The organism is Companilactobacillus insicii, from assembly GCF_003946015.1.
Taxonomy (GTDB): Bacteria; Bacillota; Bacilli; order Lactobacillales; family Lactobacillaceae; genus Companilactobacillus; species Companilactobacillus insicii.
In genome coordinates, this window is record NZ_RHNU01000007.1 from 17,240 (window position 1) to 41,240 (window position 24,001).

At 36.6% G+C, this 24,001-nt stretch carries 20 protein-coding genes; 3 read left to right on the forward strand and 17 right to left on the reverse strand.

Going from position 1 to position 24,001, the window contains the following annotated elements; all coding sequences use genetic code 11:
- Nucleotides 1-9: 9 nt before the first annotated feature.
- The 4 genes from EKM79_RS03490 to EKM79_RS03505 all read right to left on the reverse strand — a co-directional run bounded on the left by EKM79_RS03490 (nucleotide 10) and on the right by EKM79_RS03505 (nucleotide 2,700).
- Complete coding sequence (locus EKM79_RS03490) at nucleotides 10-351, reverse strand: CrcB family protein (protein WP_125565935.1); 342 nt, start codon at nucleotides 349-351, stop codon at nucleotides 10-12.
- The gene (gene crcB, locus EKM79_RS03495; protein ID WP_125565937.1) at nucleotides 351-761 is read right to left on the reverse strand and encodes a fluoride efflux transporter CrcB; all 411 of its coding nucleotides are present in this window, start codon (nucleotides 759-761) and stop codon (nucleotides 351-353) included. The genes EKM79_RS03490 and crcB overlap by 1 nt, the downstream gene beginning before the upstream one ends.
- A gap of 236 nt (nucleotides 762-997) precedes the next feature.
- Nucleotides 998-1,897, reverse strand: a complete 900-nt coding sequence (gene gnd, locus EKM79_RS03500) for a phosphogluconate dehydrogenase (NAD(+)-dependent, decarboxylating) (RefSeq protein ID WP_125565939.1) — start codon at nucleotides 1,895-1,897, stop codon at nucleotides 998-1,000.
- Between the two features lie 257 nt (nucleotides 1,898-2,154).
- Nucleotides 2,155-2,700, reverse strand: a complete 546-nt coding sequence (locus EKM79_RS03505; protein WP_125565941.1) for a MerR family transcriptional regulator — start codon at nucleotides 2,698-2,700, stop codon at nucleotides 2,155-2,157.
- A 196-nt stretch (nucleotides 2,701-2,896) separates the two neighbouring features.
- Here EKM79_RS03505 and EKM79_RS03510 point away from each other — a divergent pair, with 196 nt between their 5' ends.
- Nucleotides 2,897-4,282 carry a hemolysin family protein gene (locus EKM79_RS03510; RefSeq protein ID WP_125565942.1) on the forward strand — a complete coding sequence of 462 codons (1,386 nt, stop codon included), beginning with the start codon at nucleotides 2,897-2,899 and terminating at the stop codon, nucleotides 4,280-4,282.
- A gap of 51 nt (nucleotides 4,283-4,333) precedes the next feature.
- Here EKM79_RS03510 and EKM79_RS03515 read toward each other — a convergent pair whose 3' ends face one another.
- Genes EKM79_RS03515 through EKM79_RS03530 form a run of 4 tightly spaced genes read right to left on the reverse strand, consistent with a single transcriptional unit; the run spans nucleotide 4,334 to nucleotide 6,591 of the window.
- Nucleotides 4,334-4,723: an iron-sulfur cluster biosynthesis family protein gene (locus EKM79_RS03515; protein WP_125565944.1), complete on the reverse strand. Its 390-nt coding sequence runs from the start codon at nucleotides 4,721-4,723 to the stop codon at nucleotides 4,334-4,336.
- Complete coding sequence (locus EKM79_RS03520) at nucleotides 4,723-5,088, reverse strand: iron-sulfur cluster biosynthesis family protein (protein WP_125565946.1); 366 nt, start codon at nucleotides 5,086-5,088, stop codon at nucleotides 4,723-4,725. Before EKM79_RS03520 ends, EKM79_RS03515 begins: the two co-directional genes overlap by 1 nt.
- 15 nt (nucleotides 5,089-5,103) lie before the next feature.
- On the reverse strand, nucleotides 5,104-5,922 hold the full coding sequence (locus EKM79_RS03525) for a hypothetical protein (protein WP_125565948.1): 819 nt from the start codon (nucleotides 5,920-5,922) through the stop codon (nucleotides 5,104-5,106).
- 6 nt (nucleotides 5,923-5,928) lie between these two features.
- A complete protein-coding gene (locus EKM79_RS03530) occupies nucleotides 5,929-6,591 on the reverse strand; it encodes an HAD hydrolase-like protein (protein WP_125565950.1) in 663 nt (220 codons plus the stop codon).
- 85 nt (nucleotides 6,592-6,676) lie between these two features.
- Here EKM79_RS03530 and EKM79_RS03535 point away from each other — a divergent pair, with 85 nt between their 5' ends.
- Entirely contained in the window at nucleotides 6,677-9,016 is a 2,340-nt protein-coding gene (locus EKM79_RS03535; RefSeq protein ID WP_125565952.1) for an HAD-IC family P-type ATPase, read from the forward strand.
- 47 nt (nucleotides 9,017-9,063) lie between these two features.
- The gene (locus EKM79_RS03540) at nucleotides 9,064-9,939 is read left to right on the forward strand and encodes a MurR/RpiR family transcriptional regulator (RefSeq protein ID WP_125565954.1); all 876 of its coding nucleotides are present in this window, start codon (nucleotides 9,064-9,066) and stop codon (nucleotides 9,937-9,939) included.
- On the opposite strand, the gene EKM79_RS03545 is transcribed toward EKM79_RS03540, so the two are convergent.
- The 9 genes from EKM79_RS03545 to EKM79_RS03585 form a co-directional block, all read right to left on the reverse strand.
- Nucleotides 9,923-10,882, reverse strand: a complete 960-nt coding sequence (locus EKM79_RS03545) for an NAD-dependent epimerase/dehydratase family protein (protein WP_125565956.1) — start codon at nucleotides 10,880-10,882, stop codon at nucleotides 9,923-9,925. The two genes, EKM79_RS03540 and EKM79_RS03545, sit on opposite strands and share 17 nt — an antisense overlap.
- A 161-nt stretch (nucleotides 10,883-11,043) precedes the next feature.
- Nucleotides 11,044-11,550, reverse strand: a complete 507-nt coding sequence (locus EKM79_RS03550; RefSeq protein ID WP_125565957.1) for a type II toxin-antitoxin system HicB family antitoxin — start codon at nucleotides 11,548-11,550, stop codon at nucleotides 11,044-11,046.
- 320 nt (nucleotides 11,551-11,870) lie between these two features.
- Nucleotides 11,871-13,313, reverse strand: coding sequence for a Fe-S cluster assembly protein SufB (gene sufB, locus EKM79_RS03555; protein WP_125565959.1), 1,443 nt, complete (start codon nucleotides 13,311-13,313; stop codon nucleotides 11,871-11,873).
- A gap of 19 nt (nucleotides 13,314-13,332) precedes the next feature.
- Nucleotides 13,333-13,758, reverse strand: coding sequence for a Fe-S cluster assembly sulfur transfer protein SufU (sufU, locus tag EKM79_RS03560; protein WP_125565961.1), 426 nt, complete (start codon nucleotides 13,756-13,758; stop codon nucleotides 13,333-13,335).
- The gene (locus EKM79_RS03565) at nucleotides 13,745-14,962 is read right to left on the reverse strand and encodes a cysteine desulfurase (protein ID WP_125565963.1); all 1,218 of its coding nucleotides are present in this window, start codon (nucleotides 14,960-14,962) and stop codon (nucleotides 13,745-13,747) included. The genes sufU and EKM79_RS03565 overlap by 14 nt, the downstream gene beginning before the upstream one ends.
- Entirely contained in the window at nucleotides 14,949-16,232 is a 1,284-nt protein-coding gene (gene sufD / locus EKM79_RS03570; protein ID WP_125565965.1) for a Fe-S cluster assembly protein SufD, read from the reverse strand. The genes EKM79_RS03565 and sufD overlap by 14 nt, the downstream gene beginning before the upstream one ends.
- Before the next feature lie 12 nt (nucleotides 16,233-16,244).
- Nucleotides 16,245-17,039 (reverse strand): Fe-S cluster assembly ATPase SufC, encoded by a 795-nt coding sequence (sufC, locus tag EKM79_RS03575; protein WP_125565967.1) that lies wholly within the window; start codon nucleotides 17,037-17,039, stop codon nucleotides 16,245-16,247.
- Nucleotides 17,040-17,326: 287 nt separating this feature from the next.
- On the reverse strand, nucleotides 17,327-19,459 hold the full coding sequence (locus tag EKM79_RS03580) for an SLAP domain-containing protein (RefSeq protein WP_125565969.1): 2,133 nt from the start codon (nucleotides 19,457-19,459) through the stop codon (nucleotides 17,327-17,329).
- A 210-nt stretch (nucleotides 19,460-19,669) separates the two neighbouring features.
- Nucleotides 19,670-23,719: an L-type lectin family protein gene (locus EKM79_RS03585; RefSeq protein ID WP_125565971.1), complete on the reverse strand. Its 4,050-nt coding sequence runs from the start codon at nucleotides 23,717-23,719 to the stop codon at nucleotides 19,670-19,672.
- Between the last annotated feature and the right edge of the window lie 282 nt (nucleotides 23,720-24,001).

Below are 24,001 nucleotides of genomic sequence, written 5' to 3' on the forward strand. Positions count from 1 at the left end.
TCTTAAACACTAAATATGAATTCCAATTATAAATCCTAATATACCAATAATATACGTTAATGCAAAATATAAGAAGCAGCTAAAAAATCTTCTTTGGAACCACAATTGACTCAATTCCATATTTAACGTACCAAAAGTAGTAAATCCTCCGCAAAATCCCGTACCTAAAAATAATAATAATCCCCCGTTATGCACATGAGCTGTGAATATTCCCAAAATCAACGCTCCTATAATATTTATCAACAAAGTTATAATTGGGAAGTCTATTTTGATTTTTTGCGATAACAAAGTTAGCTCATTACGAATAAATGCACCAATGCTGGCACCAAATCCCACTAATAGAAATGTCATTAGTCCTTACTCCTTCCAGCACAGTCCATGAAGGCACGGGTTGCAGCCCAATAATTCCCAAGCAATGCACAAATAAATCCACCAACAATAGTAATTGTTAGATAAGTTATCAACAGAGTCCAATTTCCAGATTGATAAAGTTTGTATGTATCAGCCGTAAATGTGGAAAAAGTTGTGTAAGATCCCAATAATCCAGTACTCAAGGCTAGAATAATTCTTGATGATAGATGATAACGATCCTGCAAGTAATGAATTAAAAATGGCAGTATAAATGCGCCTGTCAGATTGGCTACTAACGTTCCGTACGGAAAACCATTACTAGATTTGAATAATAATCCTTCTCCATAACGGAGATTACTTCCTATAAAGGCACCAATAAATATAATTAGAAAGGTTTTTACTTTTTGCATTTTTTCACCCCAATTCTTATAGAATAGCACAAAAAAAGCTGGGACTTGTGTCCTAGCTTTTTGGGTTTTTGCAAATTATGTTTGTTGTTGAAATATCGTTCTATGGATTTTTGGTTTTCCAAAACGAGTTGCACAAAACAACTTCTTCCGCTTACTACGCTTAACAAATGCACCAACTTCGTTGGTACCTTCGTTAACCTAGGTAATGATCGGAAGTTCCCGTTTTGTTCCACTCTCTACTTCTTATCCATATCATGTCCACCGAACTCATTACGAAGTGCGGCAACAACTTTCCCTGACATTGTGTCGTTTTCTAATGAGCGGTAACGCATCATCAATGCAGCAGCGATAACTGGTGTTGGGACTTGTAGCTTCAAGGCTTCGTCCAATGTCCATTTTCCTTCACCAGATGAGTGCATTACACCTTTGATTTCGTCTAACTTAGGATCTTTAGAGAAGGCATTTTCTACTAATTCCATCAACCATCCACGGATAACTGAACCGTGTGACCAAACCTTAGCTACAGCTTCGTTATCGTATTCGAATGGGCTGTGTGATAATACGTCAAATCCTTCAGCGATAGCTTGCATTTCACCATATTCAATACCGTTATGAACCATCTTCAAATAGTGACCACTTCCGGCCTTACCTGTGTATAAGTAACCATCTTTTTCAGCAATACCCTTGAAGATAGGTTCGATATAACTGAATAATTCAGCATCGTCTCCACCAATCATGAAGTTACCATCATGATTAGCACCACTCATACCACCTGATGTACCAACATCAAAGAACTTGATACCTTTGTTCTTAAGAATTTCATTGTGCTTAAGTGAATCTTCGAAGAATGAGTTTCCACCATCAATCACAATATCATTTTGATCTAGCAATTCGCTTAATGTGTCAATCGTTGAATTTGCGGGCTTACCTGCTGGTAACATAACCCAGACGATACGTGGAGCCTCAAGGTTCTTAACTGCATCTTCCAAACTGTCAACAACAGTTGCGCCAAGTTTTTTTGCATCCTTTTTTGCATCTTCATTCAAATCGAATGCCACTACTTCATTGTTATTTCTAATTAAATTCTCAGTCAAGTTGATACCCATCTTGCCGAGTCCAATCATTGCTAATTTCAAAATAAATCCTCCTAGATTTTTTTCGCCAGTAATTAGTATACGGTAATGTTCGTATATTTGAAATATCTTTGCATACTAAAAGCGCATCCAGTTTTTTGAATGCGCTGATTTTAGTTGTGTTTCTTTTGCTTTGTCAATTCTAAAACGAGTTACACAAAACAACTCCCTCCGCTTAACTACGCTAACGAGAAGATGCCCAAACCGCATCGTCACGTTAGCTAGGTTAATGCTCAGGAGTTCCCGTTTTGTTCCACTCTCTATTTTACGAACCTATTCCACCAATGACCGCCCTTTTCATGGTCTTCATGAACTTGTTCATTGACCTTTTCTTTGATCATGGCGTCTTCATTTTTCTTATTCTCTTCTTTGTAACGATCGAATTGACTTTGAAGGCTGTCTTTTTCTTCCTTAGCATCAGCTAATCTTTGTTTCAAATCAGCAATTTCTTCGTCTTTTTTCTTATCGTTAGCTCTAATATCTTCCAGAGTCTTCTTTAACTCTTCTACTTCAACATCCTTGTTGTCAGTTTCATCTTTGGATTCACTAGCAACTGGGAAAATTTGTTTAGCGGCTGAGTCTAATGTCATCTTAGGTCTGTGACCTAATTCAACCATTTGTTTGAAATCTTCTATATTCTTTGCTGTATATAAGCGATTATTTTGACTGTTACGTTCGAAGTAATCTGTATTTCCAGTTGTGTGTGCGACGATCAATGAATACTTGCGCAACGTTGCAACGCTGATCCCCAAACCTTCCGCTGCCTTGGCAGGAGTTAAAAATTTACTGCTCTTTGCTCTACTCAAAAGTATTTCCCCCGATATGTTTCTAATATTTTAATTATAAAAATAAAGTGCCTCACTTTCAACCACCAAATATTAGTTGATGTACCGATATAGATAGTAATCGGTATATTTTGTCTTAATTATTGTTATACTAAAGACAGAATGTAACACTTTAGGTGTATAATTCTTCTTACTAAAGAAAAGGGGAAATGATATATTGTCAAGTTCCACTATAACTACTAACTTAATCATAATTCTAATTACATTCATCTTTGCCTTCTTCTTCGTGGCTGCTGAGTTTGCCTTAGTACAAACACGTCCCAGTCAACTAGAAGATGAAATTGCTAAAGGTGAAGGGAACCAGAAAAAATTAAAACGTGCGTTGATGATGGTCAACAATTTGAACGAGTACTTATCAACAACTCAAGTTGGTACTAGTATCGCTGGTATCATCTTAGGTTGGATTGGTGAAAGTACTATTGAATATTTGCTGGTCGACTTCTTCGGCATGATCCACCTATCCAATGGTAGTGGTGGTCTACATGCATTAGGTTCAATCATTGGTGTGCTTCTTCTTACCTATCTAGAAGTTGTTTTAACCGAAATCGTTCCTAAGAATGTTTCAATCGATATGCCACTGAAGATGTTGATGCTGACAGTAACACCAATGCGTATGTTCCATCTAGCCGTTTATCCATTCGTTTGGTTATTAAACGTTTCAGCTTCAGGTATCGTTAAGATGATGGGATTGAAGCCAGCTGATTCTGAGAATGAGGTCTTCTCTCAATCAGAAATCTTAAGACTATCTAAGTCAGCCGTTCAAGGCGGGGATATGGACCAAAACGACGTTGTCTTCATGCAACGTGCCTTCGAATTAAATGATAAAGTTGCCAAGGATATCATGGTTGATCGTACTAGTTTGTACGTAGTTGATATTACCGACAAGGTCAAAGATGTCTTGAAAGATTACCTACAACAAGGATTCTCCAGATTCCCTGTTGTTGCTGATAATGATAAGGATAAGGTTCTAGGTTATGTTTACGCCTACGATATTGTCCGTCAAAATCAAGTTGATGGTGAAATTGGTATCAGTCGTATCTTAAGATCTGTTAATACAGTTCCTGAAACGATGCCAATTCAAGATATCTTATCTAAGATGATCAAGAAACAAACACCTATCGTCGTAGTTGTCGATGAATACGGTGGTACTAGTGGTATTGTTACTGATAAGGATATTTATGAAGAATTATTTGGAACTGTCAAAGATGAGATCGATGATGTTTCCGATGAGTACATCGTTAAGAATGATGACGGCAGTTACAATGTTTCTGGTAAGACTACACTTTATGACTTCGAAAGATACTTTAGAACTGATATTCCTGAATTCCAAGAATCAGATATCATAACGATTGGTGGATACATAATTGAAAAATATCCAAATATCGATAAGAACTTTGAATTCACTATGCACAACTTCAAATTCAAAGTTGCGGAATTCGATCACGGATTCGTTAACTGGTTTAAAGTTTCAGTAGATAAAAGTGCTGTAACAAAACAAGATAATTTAGCTTCATTGACTGATGTTGATGATTTGAAAGAATAGAACAAAAGGGACTCGCAAATCAAGCTTGCGAGTCCCCTTTTTTGTACCTACTTAACATCCGCCACCCATAGTAACGGTATTAGCTTTTACTGCATCCCAATCAACGATATTCACAGCTCCGTCTACTAATTCACGGGCATTCTTGAATACGATCATACGAGTCTTAGGATTGATTTCTAATTGCATATCTTTTTGAATGTAATCATCAGCAATCTTCTTAAAATAAATTGGTCCTAAGTCACTATCAAGTGCAATCTCATAATCTGACTTCGGTGCATCTGCATCAATTGCAATAAATCTGAACTTTGTTACTAACGCACAATTACCTTCGTCAGAATATGGTCCCAAGCCATTGTCTAGATCTAACAATAATACCTTGCCAGCATCGACATATGGTTGTAACTTCTCTTTTACTTCTTTAGTCATTTCAATTCTTGCCATTATTTATTTGCCTTCACAACGTCGTAGTCTATAATATTGACACTATTATCAATAATTTCTTTTGAGTTCTTGAATACTAACAATTGAGTTTTAGGATTTACTTCTAACTTCAAACCATCGTCAATGAAGTCTTCGGCACTTTGCTTGTAGTAAATCTTACCAATGTCGCTATCGAGAGTGATTGTATAATCAGACATATCTTCATCGGCGCTTACTGCAATGATTCTAAACTTAGTAATCAAAGCGCAGTCACCTTCACCTGAGAAACGGCCTAAACCATCATCTAAGTCTAAGATGATATTCTTACCATCATTGACGTATGATTGCAATTTGTTCTTTGCTTCGTTTGTAAGTTCAATTTTCATGTACACGCACCTCTACTATCTATATTTGTATTTCGTGGTACTTCCCCAATCGAGTATGCTCAATATAAACAGCATGAACACGATAGATATATAACTTAGGAATATACCGTTAAGAATATTATACAGAACATCACGCAGATTGTACTCTATGTTGCTTGCGATGAGATCTTGAAGAGGATAATACGTCCCAGCTAATAATATTGCCAGTAAAATGGAAGTAACTATACCAACTGTACCAATATGATGGAAGAACATCATGCTGGATCCAACTTTTGACCATAGTCGTAAGGCTAGTAAAACAAAAACTAAACCTGATATAATCATTGTCAACTTAATAATTTTTTTGAGTGTTTGTAATTCTGACAACATTTGTTCAATTGGGCCAATGTCATCTTGGATTATTTGATCCATGATCCCTTTATTACTATTAATTGCGGAATCTATCTCTGAATCGAAGTTCAAACCATTAGCTCTCGTTTGTTTCTTTAAATTATCACCGATGGTCCTTAATATTACATCACCGATAGTTAATTTTGTATCGTCATTATATACATCGTCCACAGACGCACTAATAATCTTTTTAATATCTTTTTTGCTCAAATCAGCAGCTGATAAACTACCGACCTCTGAGTAATTATTGACCAATCGTCCGAGTTTTTGATTAGTATAACTGCGTATCAAAGACACATTAGCATCACTGCTAACGACTCTTTTGACATAATCTCGATTAAATACTGTCGACAAAGTTATTCCTAAAAAGACGATTATCATCAAACAAATTGATAATAAGACTAATGTGAATCCGTGGCGATTGTATGATAATGATTTACTCATGATTGACTACTTCTCCATAGCTAGTTTTGCAATGTCTTGTGGTTTATTCACAATCCATTCAGAATGAGCCTTGCTTAGCTCATCCTGCGTACCAAAACCATAAGTTACACCAATGGCTTTGAGATTATTCTTGTGTGCCCCCACTACGTCACTGCTACGGTCCCCAACCATAACTAAGTTGTCAGAGTTCAAATCTACTGACGTTTTGTTGATACCATATGCTATCACGTCTTCTTTTAGAGAGCGAGTTTGTTCATCATCGCTAGCTCCAAAGACATGTCTAATATATGGTTTCAAACCGATTTGATCAATAATTCTTTTAGCAAAGATTTCAGGCTTTGAAGTAGCGATAAATATTTCCTTATTGCCTTGCTTCAATTCCTTCATCATATCGATAATCCCATCATAGATTTGATATTCTTGCCAACCATCGACATCATAATAATCCTTAAAGGTCTTAAATAATTCTTGTGCCTTAGGATCATTGGGTTCTAAATGGTCGTACTTTTTGAATGAAGCATTCAATGTAGGACCGATATACTTACGCAAAGTATCGTCGTCATGTGGAACGTATCCATAAACTGTCTTATACATATACTTCAAACTCTTCATAATTCCCTTTTCGGAATTAATAATAGTTCCGTCTAAATCGAAAAATAAATTGTTCAAATTAATTTCATCCTTTTATGTTAGTGTTAAATTTAATACGTAGGAACAATTATAACATCTATCAAATATTGTCGCAGGTGTGTACATGGTAAAAGTAAAAAGGCCCGAAACATTAACAGATATTAATAGTGGATTGAGCAGCCAACAAGTCCAAAATCAAACGGCTGCCGGTCTGACTAATATTCAAATGAAAAAATTGTCACGTCCGATACCGAAGATATTAGCTGACAACTTGTTCACATTGTTTAACTTTGTCAATTTAGCAATCGCTATTTTGATTTTTTGGACTGGTTCATATCGAAACCTGTTCTTCTTAGGACCGGTAGTCGCTAATATCATAATTGGAAGTTATCAGGAAATCCGTTCCAAACTTACCGTTGATAAGATAAGTCTTGTGAACGAACAGGATTTCACTGTTATACGTAATGGTAAACAAGTAGATATTCCAATCGATGACTTGGTTGAAGACGACATTGTTCTGCTCAAGCGCGGTAATACTATCCCAGCTGATGGTATCATTCGATCCATCAATGGATTGCAGACTAATGAGTCAAGCATTACTGGTGAAGCTGATACCATTGTTAAATCAGCTGATGATGAAGTCTACTCTGGAAGCTTTGTTGTAGCTGGACAAGCTAAGGTTCAACTGACACAAGTCGGTATGAACAGTTTTATCTCACAATTGTCCAATGCTGTTGGCAAAGAAAAACGCAAAGTCAGTGTCTTAATGAAGATTATCAACAACATCATTAAGATTCTAACATATACGATTATCCCAATTGGACTTCTTTTATTTTTCCGTTCATTTCTTAAGAATGGTGACATTTCAGCTTCGATTCTGGGAACGTCGGCTTCAGTTATCGGAATGATTCCTGAAGGTTTAGTCGTTCTAACTTCAATTGCTTTAGCAACTGGTGCTTACAATCTGTCTAAGAAAAACATCCTAGTAAGATCTTTAAGTGCTATTGAGACATTAGCTCGTGTTGATACACTTTGCCTGGACAAAACTGGTACCATCACGACTGGTAAATTAACGGTTAAAGATACTTTATCCTATAACAATTACAGTCAAAATCAAGTTCAAGCAATCGCTACAAAAATTGTCGAAGTTACTCAGGAAACAAACGCCACCGCGCAAGCAATAAAAAAATTAAAAATTGCTAGTTTTGTAGAAAAATCCACTGAAGTGATTCCCTTCTCATCCGAAACTAAGTATTCAGGCTTCGTTGCTGAAAATGGCTCCAGATACATCATGGGAGCTCCTGAGTTCATTATCAAGGATGCCAGTACAACTATAACCGAAATCATAAATACGGCAGCAGAACGCGGATTTAGGGTTATAGCAGTGCTTAAAGAATCAAATGGTACCCAAACTTTGATAGGATTATTAAAAATTTCAGATGAAGTGAGAAAACAAGCACCAACAACCTTCTCATACTTAAAGAATCAAGGCATCAACCTAAAAATCATTTCCGGTGATAACCCTGTTACGGTCGCCAATGTTGCATCACAAGCTGGAATCGATACTGATAATAGTTATATTGATATGAGTACGGTCAAAGAGGGGACCGACTACAAAGAATTGGTTATGAAATACCGCGTCTTCGGGCGTGTCCGTCCCAACCAAAAAGCCGACTTAATCAAGGCCATGCAAGATAACGGATTGACTATCGGGATGACTGGTGATGGTGTCAATGATGTTCTCGCCATGCGTCAATCAGATTGTAGTATTGCCATTGCTGGTGAGAGTGACGCTGCCGAAGCAACCGCTGACTTCGTATTATTGAATCGTAACTTTGATTCTATGATTTATATGCTTAATGAAGGACGTCGAGTTATTAACAACGTCGAGCGTGTTGCTTCGTTATACTTGATCAAGACGATTTATTCAGTTGTTCTATCGATTATGTTCATAATTCTAGGAACTGGCTATCCATTTGAGCCATCACAACTGACACCGGTTAATGCCTTAACCGTTGGTATTCCAACATTCATTCTAGCGTTGGAGCCAAACTATACGCCACCAGCCGGACGATTCATGCGAAACGTCATGGAGATTGCCTTACCATCAGCCATCGTGAATATTCTAATGATAAGCATCGTCTACTTCTTAGGTAACTACATAGGATTGAAGTATCATACAACCTCAACCCTATCAGTCTTTGCGATTGGAATTATTGGCTATTGTGCTCTGATATCGATTAGTAATCCATTGATAATTCGTAAGAAAGTTATGATAGGAATATCGTTTGTGCTATTCTTATTAGCATTTATGTTTACTGACAAAGCATTTGGCCTACAAAGTATTTTGATTTGGCAGTACAGTTACATGTACGTTGCTATCTTCTTGATTTCTTGGCCATTGTTTATGTTTATGCGTGAAGTATTGGGACGTAGAGTCTTTAGTAAGATTAATTGGAAATGAAAAAAGAGTGACTCGTCGGTCACTCTTTAATTTTGAGGTGAATTACAATGTTACTACAAGAAAAAATTGATGTTACAAATTTTTCTAACAACGAACAAATCGTTGTCGACTTCATAAATCAAAATCAAGAAAATATAAATAGTTACTCAACTACACAAATTGCTAAAGAAACTTACACGTCCCCATCCGTATTGATTAGAATAGCTAAAAAACTAGGATTTAATGGATGGTTGGAATTAAAAAAAGCTTACGTAGAAGAATTAACATATCTACATAGGCATTTTAAAAATATTGATGCTAATCTTCCATTCTCAAAAGAAGATTCTTTGATAAGCATTTCCAACAAACTTGCACAATTAAAAATTGAAAGTATACAAGATACATTATCACTTGTAGATTCCCCAAATCTATCACAAGCAATAAAGCTACTGGATCAGTCAAAGAAAATTGAAGTTTTTGGATTATCGAACATAATCTTTTTAGCTGAAGAATTCGTACATAAGATGCGACATCTTGGCTCTAACACAGAAATATTTCCAATCCAAAACATCATGTTTCAAGAAGCAGCAATGATGGGCTCACAAGATTGTGCCATTTTTATTTCTTATTCTGGTGAATCAGATCCATTATTTACTGTTACTGACATATTGAAACAAAATCATGTTCCAATAATTGCTATTACAAGTATTGGTGACAATCGACTTTCCAAATTATCAGACGTATCATTGCGAGTCACGACACGAGAACATTCATATACAAAAATTGCAGGATTCTCATCATTAGAATCAATTTCGTTAATTTTAGATATTCTATATTCAGGATATTTTGCAAAGAACTTTAATAATAACTATGATTTCAAAATTGGATTATCTAAAAAAACTGAATTCAGAAATATAGATAATCACATTATTCAGGACGATTAATTATTCCTCTATCAATATAACTTTGAACCGCTTCTTCAACAGTTTCCAATGGCGTATGGTTGGGTGAATATTCCAGCAATTTTTTTGCATTATCAATACTGTATTGTCCACTTCTAGCAATATGGTAATACGTGTGTTCTACCTCTGCATCATTATCAATGTATTCTGACCATTCTTTCCAAGGTAAGAAGTCAATATCTGGTGTCTGGCCAAAGAACCTATACATTGCCGATGCATATCCATACAGTGTCCATGAAGTTTCTGCCACTGCATGGAATGATTCACCAATTGCTTGATTACGATGCTGGATAGCTCGAACAAACATTTGAGCTACATCATCAGCATGAACATGATGAAGTGTCTCCATACCAAGGTTAGGTAGATAAATTTTCTTTCCGTCAGCAATCCGCTGAAACACATCGGTATTATTGTTACCTAGTGGATTAATAATTGTCCAACCCGGACCAGAAATCTGACCAGGCATAATAATTGTTGCCGGGAATCCATTCTTACGGTACTCATCTTTTAAGAATAACTCACCTGCATACTTGTTTTTACCATACTCATCTAAAGGGTGCTTAACGCAATTAGGGTCCGCTGGCAAAGCCTCTGCACGTCCATGTGCCCATACTGAAGAGCAGAATAAGTAGTGAGTTAAGTTGGTGCCTTTTAGGGCAGCAACTATTTTTTTAGTATCTTCAATTTTAAAACTAATTAAGTCGATAACGATATCCGCATTAACTTCAGCAACCCTTTGAGCAAAGTCTGTATCCTTAACACGATCCAAATGCAAGTGTTTAACATGTTGCCAAGCACTGTCACTTTTTGTATAGGGTTCATGGTTACCACGACTTACCGCAATAACTTCATTTCCCAATTTAACCAATTTAGGGACTAAATATGATCCTATATGACCACATCCGCCTAACACGATAATTTTCATAAATTAAATCCTCCTTGAACGTGAAAATATATTATCACTTATAATGGACATATGATTTACTATTAGAAGGATTAGAAAAGCTTTTACAAAAAAAGGCTTATTTTCGTTATTAATTGTAAAAAAAACAATAGTGACCACTTGGTCGCTATTGTTGATTGTACCTATTTAGCATTTAATTTATTTTTAAGAGCTTCTATTAGTATCTCCGATAAATCAATATTCCTTTCTTCTGCCATCATTGCAAGTTCAGAAGATATTGTTGTATTTATATTTACCATTGGTACTCTAACATTTTTCGATATCTCATTAAGATCAGCACTTACAAAAGTAACTGCACAATCAGGATTCTCATTCTCTATAGTTTTTAGATCAGATGGCACCGGTAATTCTTCTCTGTCGTATAACATCAATCCCATAGCTTCTGATGCCATATATACCGCTTCTGCCAAACCTGTTCCTTCACTAATTGCCCCAGGGACATCTGGAAATGTCACAGTATAAATATTTTTACTATTATCTCTGTCATCCAAAATTGCTGGATACGCAACTATTCTACGCTCATCATTATTTAAATCTTCCCACCATTCATCTACTGTACTATATTTTTTCAAATCAGATCTAAATGAATCTTTTCTCGCCTGTTCATTTTTCTTCTCTTGATTATCCATATTTAGACATCCTCTTTTTTTATGTGGTAGTGATGCAGTGATAGTGTATCTGATATGGAGTTTTTTTAATAGCAAAAGGACCACGAACATTTTGAGTTCGTGGTCCTTGCTTCATGATGGAGGATTTATTGATTTTTATTTTTATATATTTTTTGAAACGAGTTCCGAAAGGGCAAACCTCTGCGCATTTTTGCGGCAAATACTGAAACGAGTTCCGAAAGACAAATGCCTCCGCTTAGCTACGCTTAAGAAAGGATGCACAAACCGCATCAATTCTTAAGCTAGGCTATGCTCAGCATTTACCCGTCTTTCTCCACTCTCTATCCGACGGTTCCTTCCATCTCATAACTAATCAAACGGTTTAATTCAACGGCATATTCCATTGGTAATTCCTTCGTAAATGGTTCCACAAATCCCATAATAATCATTTCTGTGGCCTTTGCTTCACTTAATCCACGAGACATTAGGTAATACAATTGTTCCTCTGAAACTTTCGAAACTTTGGCCTCATGCTCCATCGAAACATTACCATTCAAAATTTCATTATATGGAACAGTATCAGAACTGGAATCTTCATCCATAATGATAGTGTCACATTCAACGTGAGCCTTTGATCCATCAGAGTTTCTTTCGAATCTAACGGTACCACGATAATCAACCGCACCACCGTCTTTTGAAATCGACTTCGAAACAATTGATGAAGATGTATTCTTAGCATTGTGAATCATACGTGCACCAGCATCCTGATCGACACCTTTTCCGGCAACAGCAATTGATAACATTGTACCTTTAGCACCTTCACCATCAAGGTAAACACTAGGATACTTCATTGTGATCTTAGAACCTAAGTTACCATCGACCCATTCAACTGTAGCGTTCTCCATAGCTTGGGCACGTTTTGTCTCAAGACTGTAAACATTGTTCGACCAATTTTGAATAGTCGTATAACGCACGTAAGCATCCTTTTGAGAGAAGACTTCAACAACAGCTGCATGCAAACTGTCACTTTGATAGTTTGGAGCTGTACATCCCTCAACATATTGAATACTTGCACCTTCATCAACAATGATCAAAGTACGTTCGAATTGTCCACTATTTTCAGCGTTCAATCTGAAGTATGACTGGATAGGAATATCCAAGTGAACACCCTTTGGAACATAGATGAATGATCCACCAGACCAAACAGCACCGTTCAAGGCCGCAAACTTATTGTCATTAGGATGTACTAATTTACCGAACCACTTTCTGAATAACTCTGGATATTCACGCAAAGCAGTATCAGTATCAGTAAAGATAATGCCAAACTTAGCGAATTCATCACGCATATTGTGATAAACAACTTCTGACTCATATTGTGCTGACGAACCAGCCAAGTATTGACGCTCGGCTTGAGGAACACCTAATCGATCAAACGTGTTCTTCAATTCTTCTGGAACATCGTCCCAATCACGATACTTCTTATCAGTTGCCTTTTGATAGTAAAGCATATTCTTCAAATCAAGTCCTGAAAGATCTGGTCCGAAGGCAGGCATTGGCATTTTTTTGTAAATTTCATAACTCTTAAGGCGAAAATCAAGCATCCATTGAGGTTCGTTCTTTTCCTTAGAAATAGCACGAACAACTTCCTCAGTTAAGCCTCTACCAGTTGAGAAAACTGGTTCAACATCATCATGGAAGCCAAAATCGTAATCATCATTCAAACCAAGGTCCTTAACTGATGATACGGCCTCTTCATTATTCTTAGTATTTTCTGTTTCTGGCATATTTTTCACTTCCTATGATTTATTTGTTCAAGGCTTTGTGCAAAGCCTTCCATGCTAAAGTCGCACATTTGATACGAGCTGGGAACTTAGAAACACCTTGCAACGTAGCGGCATCTTCCAAGATATCTGTATCAACGTCATCGCCAATAATCATGTTAGAAAAAGTCTGAACCATCTCTTCAGCCTCATCGGTAGTCTTACCAATAACTGCATCAGTCATCATGCTGGCCGATGCTTGGCTGATAGTGCAACCATAACCGCTAAAGGCAGCATCTTGAATCTTGCCGTCTTCAACTTTTAAATCAAGCTTTAATACATCCCCACAAGTGGGATTTTTTAATTCAATATCATTTGTCTTATCAGACAATTCACCGTGATGATGAGGATTATCTGAATGATCCAAAATAACCTGTCTGTATAAATTATCCATTCTAGATAGTGCCATCTTTAAAGAACTCCTTTGTTGCAATAATTGCATCAACTAATTTATCGGCATCTTCCAGTGAATTATAGAAATAGAAACTAGCACGAGCGGTTGCTGAAAGCCCCAAGTAAGTCATTAATGGTTGCGCACAATGATGTCCGGCACGAACCGCAACACCTTCCATGTCCAATCCTGTAGCCAAATCATGGGGATGCAATCCTTTAAGATTAAAGGAAATAACCGCTGTATGTTTCTTAGGATCTTTTGGTCCGTAAACTTCTAGATCATCAATGGCTAGAAGCTTTGGCAAAACATAATCGACGATTTGTTGTTCATAATCAGCGATCTTTTGCATACCGATACCATTCAAGTAATCAATCGCATATCCTAGTGAAATTGCCCCAGCAATATTAGGTGTTCCTGCCTCAAATTTCCAAGGAAGTTCATTCCAAGTAGTATCGTATTTCTTAACGAATTCGATCATCTCGCCACCGTATTCAACTGGTGTCATATCATTAAGTAATTCTTCCTTACCATACAAGACACCAATACCTGTCTCAGCAAGCATCTTATGTCCTGAGAAAGCAAAGAAATCGCAATCTAAATCTTGAACATCAATTGGCATATGTGGTGTTGATTGAGCTCCATCGACAACCATAACAGCACCATGTTTGTGTGCTAATTCAGCTAGTTTCTTAACGGGATTGATAACGCCTAATACATTTGAAACATGGGCAACAGAAACAATCTTGGTCTTATCAGTAATAAGTTCCTCAGCTTGTTTCATATCTAACTCACCATCATCAGTTAAGTTGATGTATTTTAACTTTGCATTTTTTTTGATAGCTAATTGTTGCCAAGGAATCAAGTTACTATGATGTTCCAAAATGGAAATCACAATTTCGTCACCTTCATGAATATTCTCACCATAACTCTGAGCAATCATATTCAATGAGTCTGTTGTTCCCTTGGTATAAATTATTTCTTTTGCGGACTTAGCATTAATAAAAGCACGAATCTTTTCACGAGCAGCTTCAAACATTTCTGTCGAACGTTCAGCTAATGTATGAACACCACGATGAACGTTGGCATTATCTTCGTAATAGAATTTATCCATTGCTTCGATAACTGCCTTTGGCTTTTGTGTTGTAGCTGCATTATCTAGGTAAACTAGGTCTTCATCGTTTACTTTTTGATGTAGGATTGGAAAATCATTGTTGTCCATTGATTAACTTCCTTTCGATCATTTGTGTCAAACGATCACGTACTTCTTCTTCAGGTATTTCAGTGATAACACTGCTCAAGAATCCTCTAATAACCAATCGTTGAGCTGTTGCTTCATCAATACCACGGCTCATTAGATAGTACATTTGTTCTTTATTAACACGTCCAACACTGGCTGCATGTCCAGCTGTAACATCGTTCTCATCAATCAACAAGATTGGATTAGCATCACCACGTGCATGTCTAGATAACATCAAAACACGACTTTCTTGTTGAGCATCTGAACCTCTAGCACCCTTAACAATGTGTCCAACACCGTTGAATGTTAACGTTGAAGATTCAAGGATAACACCGTGTTGCAAAATATGACCGATCGTATGACGACCGTAATTTGTAACCTTCGTATCAATTCCTTGGACTTGTTCACCAGTTGTAATAGCAACGACCTTGGCTTCAGTATGAGAGCCGTCACCTAATAGATCGGTTCCAAAATCACCAATAACGTTTCCATCATTCATGAATCCAATAGCCCAATCAATACGAGCATTGGCACCTGTAATACCGCGTCTACTTAAATAACTAGTCGTTGATTCACTAAGTTGATCAAGTGCTGAATAATGAACGTGTGCATTGTCTCCAGTAATAACTTCAGCGACAATATTGGCTTTGTTTTCTTCGGAATCACCATTTGTTATGAAGTTCTCCAAGTAAGTGACTTCAGAATTGTCTTCAGCAACTACCAAAACGTGTTGATTAAAGTCACGTTTGATATTGTTATCTTGAACAAAAGTTGCTTGAATAGAATCCTTAACTTGAACATTACGAGGGATGTATAAGAAAATCCCACCGTTCATCATAACAGCGTGAATTGCTGTAAGTTTGTTGTCATCTGCTTTGACAACTTTAGTCATATAATATTTTTGAATAAGTTCAGGATAATCTCTAACAGCTGTAAAAATGTCAGTCAGAATAACACCTTTGTCAGCTAATTCAGGTTGTAGATGCAAGTCGAGTGTCTTTCCACCTGCTTGAATAATGTAATTCTTCGATGTAGCTGGAGCATAGCCTGTAGCAACACTAGTAACATTGAAGTCAGTTGGGCGATCCAATCTCCAACTACGATAATTGATTTTTTCATATTTAGGTAATGACAAATCTGAAGACTTTTCTAGATTGTCAGTTCTAATCTTCGTGAACCAATCTGGCTCATTGTTTTGGTGAGAGAATTGAACGACATCGTCCATGTATTTGTCTTGTAAACTTGGTCGCATATTCAATTCCTCCTATATTTCATCTGTCAATTTAACATCAAGATTTAAGTCGTCACGAATTCCTGCATAACCTTCATCTTCTAGTTTCTTAGCAAGATCAGGTCCACCACTCTTAACGATACGTCCATCCATCATGATGTGTACTTGGTCAGGTACGATGTAATTCAATAGACGTTGATAGTGAGTAATGATAAGTGACCCAAAGTTGTCTCCACGCATTGAATTGACACCACGTGAAACGACCTTCAAGGCATCAATATCAAGTCCAGAGTCAATTTCATCCAAAATAGCAAACTTAGGTTGAATCATAAGTAGTTGCAAGATTTCATTACGTTTCTTTTCACCACCAGAAAAGCCTTCATTTAGATATCGACCTGACATTTCATCTGTCATATCCAAAATATCTTGTTTTTCATCCAACATCTTGATAAATTTTCTAACTGGAATTTGGTCATCTGGATCACGACGTGCATTGATAGCAGCACGCATGAATTCAATATTTGTAACACCAGGAATTTCAGCTGGATATTGCATTGCTAAGAACAATCCGGCACGAGCACGTTCATCAACGGGCATATCCAAGATACTCTTGCCATCAAGTAATACATCCCCTTGAGTTACTTTGTAGGCAGAGTTACCCATGATGGCAGCTGATAATGTTGACTTACCAGTTCCGTTAGGACCCATGATAGCGTGGATCTCACCAGTACTCATTTTTAAATTAACGCCTTTTAGAATTTCTTGGCCTTTACCATTCTCTTCATCTGTAACTGAAACATGTAGATCTTTGACTTCTAATGTAGACATAATCTAACCTCCATTGTGATGTCTTTATTATAGTATTTTATAGGCATAATTTTAATGCCTTTTAGATATAAATTTCACTTTCGATAGTAATATTTTTGAATACGCTTAACCTGCTGATGGATAAGGAAAAGTCAAGGGTGAATTTTAACCATTTTTAAAGTGTTTTTCATCCCCCAATATTACAATCAACAAGTTAAGTGTATCACGATAAGCACAAAAAAAAGCTAGGTTAAACCCTAGCTTTTGGAATATTTATATATAATTTTAATTCCTATTGTATATAAGAACTATAGAATAGTGACGTCAGATGCCATTACCCATTCGTTTGTGGCTACACGATACATCTTGTGACCATTGATACGAGCAGCCTTGTCAACTTTCCATGCACTATTTGTTGCAAGAGCACGGTCATTTACAAGAGTACCTTTGGAATCGTAAACCTTAGTGTGTGCCTTACCGTTAGTCTGAGCGATTTTTGACATTGGTGTATATAGATATGAATCAGATGCCTTAACGTATTCATTTGTGGCTACACGGTAATACTTAACACCATCAACATAAATCTTCTTATCAGTAATCCAATTTGAATTACTTGAAAGAACGACATCATCTAATAACTTACCTTTGCTTGAATACAAATCAGTGTATCCACTATTTGGATAAGTTGTTAATGTTCCCATGAAGTCTGAAGAATTAGGAGCTACTTCAATTGACTTATTAGGATTGTCTTTGTTGATAGTCATTTGAATATCATCAGCATTGATGAAACTATAGCCATCTGGAGCTGTCAAAGTAACATCGTCCCCATCTGCACCTTCACCAGTTGTGATGCCGATAGTTCTACCTGTTTCTTGATCTAGGAATGTGATTACATATGAAACGTTCCTCTTAGATACATATACAGTACGTTCGTAACCATCTTTTTTGAGGGTAAATCCTCTATCAACAACATTTGATAATTCATAACCCTCTGGAGCTTTTAGAGAAATATATGAACCATATGTTCCTGTTTGATCTTTATCAGTCTTTACAGTTTTACCGGTAGCTTCATCCACATAATTTACTGTGTACTTCAATGATGCTGGAACTACGTCAATATCAACCGTTCTCTTAGCATCTGTAAATGTATAAGGAGAATCTGTACTCTTTGCAAGAGTGTATCCTGTTGGAGCTTTTACATCGACTGTAGTATTTGGTTCTGTAGCATCAGCTTTTGAAGCTGGCTGTTCTGTTTCCCCTTCTTCTACCTGTGAATCAGTAGTTTTATCAGTATCACTACTCTTGTTTGCTGATTCTTCAGTAGAAGGAGCATCAGGTTTAACCAAGTTATTATCAGTTGTACCGAACTGTGTCCCGACAATATTCTTATCATATGTGAAGTTAATTGTATAAGGTAATGATGTAACGCCTGTTCCGTCAGGATCAACAACTTGAATTGTTGCTGGATTATCATCATCAAATGTCAATGCATTGCCAGTTGATGAATCTTTCAACAAGTTACCATTATCATCAATTGCTTGAGCAGAATACTTAACTGAATAAGTTCCAGCTTTAGCTGCATTAAAATCAGCTGCAGTTCCATATTTATTTTCAGTTGTTCCATCAACAGCAGTAGTTGTAACTAAGAATTTTTGACCATGTTTATTATTAATAACCACTTTTCCTGATACTCCGGCTGTATCTCCAGCCGTAATTTTATAATTATCTAACTGTGTCCAATCAGGTTCACCAAACACATTAACCGTTCTATTAACAGCATCACCAGTAGTGTAATTGTCTCTTGGTGTGTATGTAACAGTATATGAACCAGGATCTTGAATATCGCTAGTTGACATATCTGTTAACAATGTTGCTGAATTCTTAACGCCTTTTGCATCAGTACCATTAGTCGTTGTAGCAGTAACGTCCTTGTTAACAACTTTAGATGCGAAGTCCGTTTGTGCAGGTGCTGTCTTAGTTGTAAAGTTCATAACCTGAGAAGCATTATCCTTGCCGAATGAAACTGTTGGCTTAGCATAGTTGTATTGCACATTAACTGCCTTAGTTTTATCGCCATTAGTGAATGTAACCTTTGTGGCGAATCCAAATTTGTTACTTTCAACGACAGTCATCGGAATTTGTGTAGTATCTGTCTTAGAAGTAGTAATATTCAATTCATTTGCCAAATCGGTATTAAAATCTGAGCCGCTCTTACCAAAAATTGGAGCCACTGACATAGTTGCATTGTTCTTCAAATCAGCGAATGTTGTTGCAGTTCCCTTAGCTGCTGTCGGTGTAGAAGTTGTTGCCTCCGTTAGCGCTCTAGTAGCAGTAATTGTTGGAGCTGCTTTTTCTTTTGCTTGAACTATTAAAGGGCTAGCGCCTAGCACAGTACTTGAAAGCATGATACTGGTCAAGGCTAGTGTTTTGATTTTACCCATAAATAATTCCCCCTGTTTAATGTTTTATTTGATAATTTCTTTAAAAAATAACTACACTTCTATTTTATCAATTTTTTAACAAAAATGTTGTACTTTTCATTCAAAAATCAAGTTATTTTTATTATCTTTAAATAAATTTTAATTTTTATACAAAGACTATTAATTTATCTATTCAACACAAAAACGAGGTCACTCACGTGATCTCGCTTTTTACAATGTATTCGAAAGAGTCCAATTAATCTTTGTCTCATATTGGCCAGGAGCTGGTTCACCAGCCAAATTCAATAGAATTCCATCATTGTCTCCCCAGCTACCAGCAATATTAACATCTTCGGAACTATTATCGTTATTAGATGCAATTGGTGTTTTATCTTGCATAGAATATGAGTTATTATCTTTATCCACAAAAATCAAATTACCTGGAAGTGTAAAAATATTTTTAGCGGCATCTTCAGTAGTCATAGGACCAGCTGTGGCCGACAATTTCCACGCGGACTTAACACTGTCAACATCAAGTGTCCATTTACCATTACGTTTTACAATCCTATTCTCAGCGGACTTATTCACCGCATCAAACTTATAATTCGTGTTGCTTGTCAATGTAACGGACTTCGAGATATAAGTTAAAGTACCACTGACTACATTGGATTTACGTCCATAAAGGTCCTCTGCGTAGAACTCGATTGGCTGCTTAGATCCTACTCCAGAATCCTGACTGTCATCGGAATATCCGGCAGAATCCTCTAGATCACTCTTAGAAATACCTGCGGTAGTTTCCTTTGAAGTGACAGGATCATCAGTAGCACTATCATTAATAGCATCTAATGGAGTTCTTGCGTATTCGCTATTATTAGGCTTATTAGCATATAAGAACATAGCCTTGTCTGTATCTGCTAAAGAGTTAACTTTATAGTTACCATCGTACTTTAGACTCAATGGAACGTTTAAAGTATCACTAGTACTCATCATATTCAAATCGTTATTAGTTAACGACAAATTCAAATCAACATCCGGAACATTTACTACATAACTAGTTCTGACCGAATGTCCCCCTGCATCTGTCAGCAAGACATTAATCGTATTCTTTCCTACTCTGAGTCCTGCAACACTATTACTCTTTATTGCATCATTCCACTCGTCATAAGTCATACTAGAATCTCGATTATATCCCACGGGATCGACATCAAAGCTGAACTTTCTAGATGTATCGCCGGTCTGATAACCATCCGTGTATGTCACTGTCTGAGTACTTTGAGCCTTACCCACAAGTTCAGAATTTATGACATATCTAATAGTTAAACTAGTTCCTTCAAGTGCAGAACCATCAGTATGCTTATAAGTACCAGTCAATTTAACTGGCAAACTATCCTCGACGGTTCTTTCTTTTTGATCAGGTGTCACAGATAATGCCTTATCACCGACAATAACTTCATAATCAACAGTATTAGAAACATTACCGTACTTATCGGTTACTTTCACATAAATATCGTGAACACCATTTGATAACGAACTTGCATTACGTAAGATCGTCATTTCACCTGGTTTATTGCTGTCAGATAAAGTTCCGACCTTTTCAAAACCAGAGTCATCTAAAGCACTACCGTCTACTCTAGTGTATACTGTCATATCACTATTGTTAAAATCAGTCTTGGTATGTGCATCGTCATTTGTAAAATACGTTACTAACCCTGTAAGCGTGAAATCATCAGTATTAGCAACACTTTGACTATCAGTACCACCAGTTGCTTCTAGATGTGGCTTATACTTCGCATCTCTAATAGTAAAACTTGGAGTACTCATGCTTCCCTTATACAAGGTCGAATCCGTAACGTCGACATTTGTCGAATTGACTACGGTATCAGTATCTACATCATTAGCAGTCATGTAATATACGATCTTTGCACTCTTGTATTGGTCAGCAGAACTGGAAGAATTATTATTACCAAGTGGATTCTTAAATGTATAAGTATACGGTGAAGATCCATCAGCTACTTGTTTGTAACTCTTAGTATCACCTTGATAATTAGTATAATTACCAATTACTGAATTAGTTCCATCCATCTTTCTCAGTGACAAGTTATCAGGTTGAGGAATCGTCAAAGTAATTTGATTTAGATCCTGTACACCTTCATCATAACTAACATTGTATTGATACTGCAATTTGTCTCCTTCTTGAACAGTATCACCATCTGTTATGAATCGACTCTGAGATTCGTCGTATACTTGAGCCTTATTAGTGATCATAAAGTCTTGAATATTAACGTCATATTCCAACTCATTAGAACTAATAATTTCTCCACTATCTAAAGTGGCGGATGCTTTAACTTTAATAGTGTGCTTTCCTCCATCAAGCTTCTCAATTGGGATTGAAAAGACACCATTACTTGTTCCAGTATCTTGGGTTGTTACAGGTGCTTGATTATCAATCTGATATGTATACCAAACAGTCTTATTATCAACAACTGCTGTGTTAGTTCCATATTTTATCTCACCTTTTAAATCAACCTCTTTACCGGAAGGATAAGTTCCATCTCCTGAAGTTTTCTTTAGGACCAATGTATCAGCTGGTTTAACGATATCAAAAGATGGAATCTGAGTATCAGATTTATAGTTGGGACCTTCAAAACTAGCATGTGCTGAAGGGACATTCAAGCTCGTTCCAGATGTGATTGGGTTAGCAGTCGTATTTATTTCAATTCTTGCTGTCTTCCAATATTTTGCATCATCATCAGTCATACCCATATTCTCAATCTTTACTGATGCGGACTTATTATCTGTTGATAGATCCTCTTGGGAAATTGCTACTTCCTTAGTTGTTTCCTTTTTAGTAGCATTGTCAATTCCGGTGTAGTAAATGGTACCGATATTTCCATCATCATTTTTGACAGTTAGATTATCAGGGATATCTACATCAGCAGTAACATCCTTAGATGGTTGCTTACCACTGTCATAACGCATCATGTAGTTCAATCCGATGTTATCTCCTGGATGGACTTTGGTTGTCTCATTCATTGCTTGAGCATCGGTATCCATTAGAGAAGTATCTGATCCAACTCTAGCGTGAATATCTTTATCAACCGCATAAGAATTAAGAGTGGCTTCAACTATAGATGGCATCGTTTCAAAGACTATCGCATTAGTTGTATTATCATTTGTACCAGAACCGGTAGAACCTGTAAAACCAAAACGTAACTTACCGTCTTTAACAGTACCAAATTCACTTAAATCTACCGGTATGGTGGCAAAAGAAGCATTCCCCGGCAATGGTTTAATTGTTGTACCATAGACTGACTTATCATTAAATGCATAGTCAATAGTAGCCGTATTTGAGTCTGCAGAAGTTGGAGGATTATAAGTTATTGTTACGTGTTTCCATTTTTCTGCTGGTTCTGTGCTACTACCAAACGATGTAAAGTTAAGATCATTACCATTAAAGGATAAATTAGAACCAAAATTATGATTCAGTCCCATAACAGATTTTCCTGAAAGGAACCCCCAACTATATTCAGGTTTATTAGGACTAATTTGTTCATAACTGGTTGCACGAGCGGGATAATTCCAAGCTATATGTGAACCAATAATTGGATTAGGTAGAGTAGGATTGCTTCCCGGATATCCTAACGAATCAAATGAATTTCCTGGATCAACTTTACTACTGTTAGTCCTAGTATCAAATTCCAAAGCCCAACTGTTTTGAATTGCCTGTAACTGAATGGGCGTTGTATTATCAGTTGGCAAAGGAGTAGGATCATTAGTAACATATTTACTAAGGTCCGATCCCCAAACACCTAAGGTTTCCCCTTTATTAACCTTACCATTCAGAGTTGATATTGCATTTACACCTCTACTATCATTTTGTAAAACAAATGCTATCCCATCAGCTGGGCCACCAATAGTAAGGTTAGCTCCAAAATACAACCACATTGATAGGGTTTGCTTCTTATTAATATCAATATAGTTATCTCCATCACTCCAAACTGCACTAGTCTGATTTCTATTATCAGTTAGGATAACAATGTTATTTGCAGTATCAGGATTGTATGTATAAACATAATTTTTTTCTCCAGTTGGAAATGTAGCAGGATGACTGAAATACTTATCTAACGCCAACCCATAAGGCGCTTTTTGGATAGCCTCTTTATCAGTTATTGATGGTAGATCCGCTTTTGAATTTATTTGCATGTGATTAAATACAATTAAAATTGAAAAGAATATTACAGTTAATATTCCTAAAAAAGTTAGTTTCCTCTTATCACCCACAGCAGGCACCCCCTGTATTATTTTGTAATCCCATATGTTAATAAACATTATATATCATAATGTTTATGCAATCGTTTTAATAAATGTAATTATATCTTGTCTAACTTGATTATAATATGTTTATACAAATGTTTCCAGCTCATGTTTAAAATAATCGGCGTAAACGCGCAAAAAAAACAACTTCTTCCGCATAACAAAAAATAGCCTAGCATTTACTACGTAAATACTAGACTATTTTACGTTATGCTCAGAAGCTAAACGTGTTTTTTGCGCACTCTTCAA

Coding starts and splice junctions, on each gene's coding strand:
- EKM79_RS03490 (WP_125565935.1), bottom strand. CDS start 351: ATGACATTTCTATTAGTGGGATTTGGTGCCAGCATTGGTGCATTTATT.
- crcB (WP_125565937.1), bottom strand. CDS start 761: ATGCAAAAAGTAAAAACCTTTCTAATTATATTTATTGGTGCCTTTATA.
- EKM79_RS03515 (WP_125565944.1), bottom strand. CDS start 4,723: ATGGCAAGAATTGAAATGACTAAAGAAGTAAAAGAGAAGTTACAACCA.
- EKM79_RS03520 (WP_125565946.1), bottom strand. CDS start 5,088: ATGAAAATTGAACTTACAAACGAAGCAAAGAACAAATTGCAATCATAC.
- EKM79_RS03525 (WP_125565948.1), bottom strand. CDS start 5,922: ATGAGTAAATCATTATCATACAATCGCCACGGATTCACATTAGTCTTA.
- EKM79_RS03535 (WP_125565952.1), top strand. CDS start 6,677: ATGGTAAAAGTAAAAAGGCCCGAAACATTAACAGATATTAATAGTGGA.
- EKM79_RS03540 (WP_125565954.1), top strand. CDS start 9,064: ATGTTACTACAAGAAAAAATTGATGTTACAAATTTTTCTAACAACGAA.
- EKM79_RS03545 (WP_125565956.1), bottom strand. CDS start 10,882: ATGAAAATTATCGTGTTAGGCGGATGTGGTCATATAGGATCATATTTA.
- EKM79_RS03550 (WP_125565957.1), bottom strand. CDS start 11,550: ATGGATAATCAAGAGAAGAAAAATGAACAGGCGAGAAAAGATTCATTT.
- sufB (WP_125565959.1), bottom strand. CDS start 13,313: ATGCCAGAAACAGAAAATACTAAGAATAATGAAGAGGCCGTATCATCA.
- sufU (WP_125565961.1), bottom strand. CDS start 13,758: ATGGCACTATCTAGAATGGATAATTTATACAGACAGGTTATTTTGGAT.
- EKM79_RS03565 (WP_125565963.1), bottom strand. CDS start 14,962: ATGGACAACAATGATTTTCCAATCCTACATCAAAAAGTAAACGATGAA.
- sufD (WP_125565965.1), bottom strand. CDS start 16,232: ATGCGACCAAGTTTACAAGACAAATACATGGACGATGTCGTTCAATTC.
- sufC (WP_125565967.1), bottom strand. CDS start 17,039: ATGTCTACATTAGAAGTCAAAGATCTACATGTTTCAGTTACAGATGAA.
- EKM79_RS03580 (WP_125565969.1), bottom strand. CDS start 19,459: ATGGGTAAAATCAAAACACTAGCCTTGACCAGTATCATGCTTTCAAGT.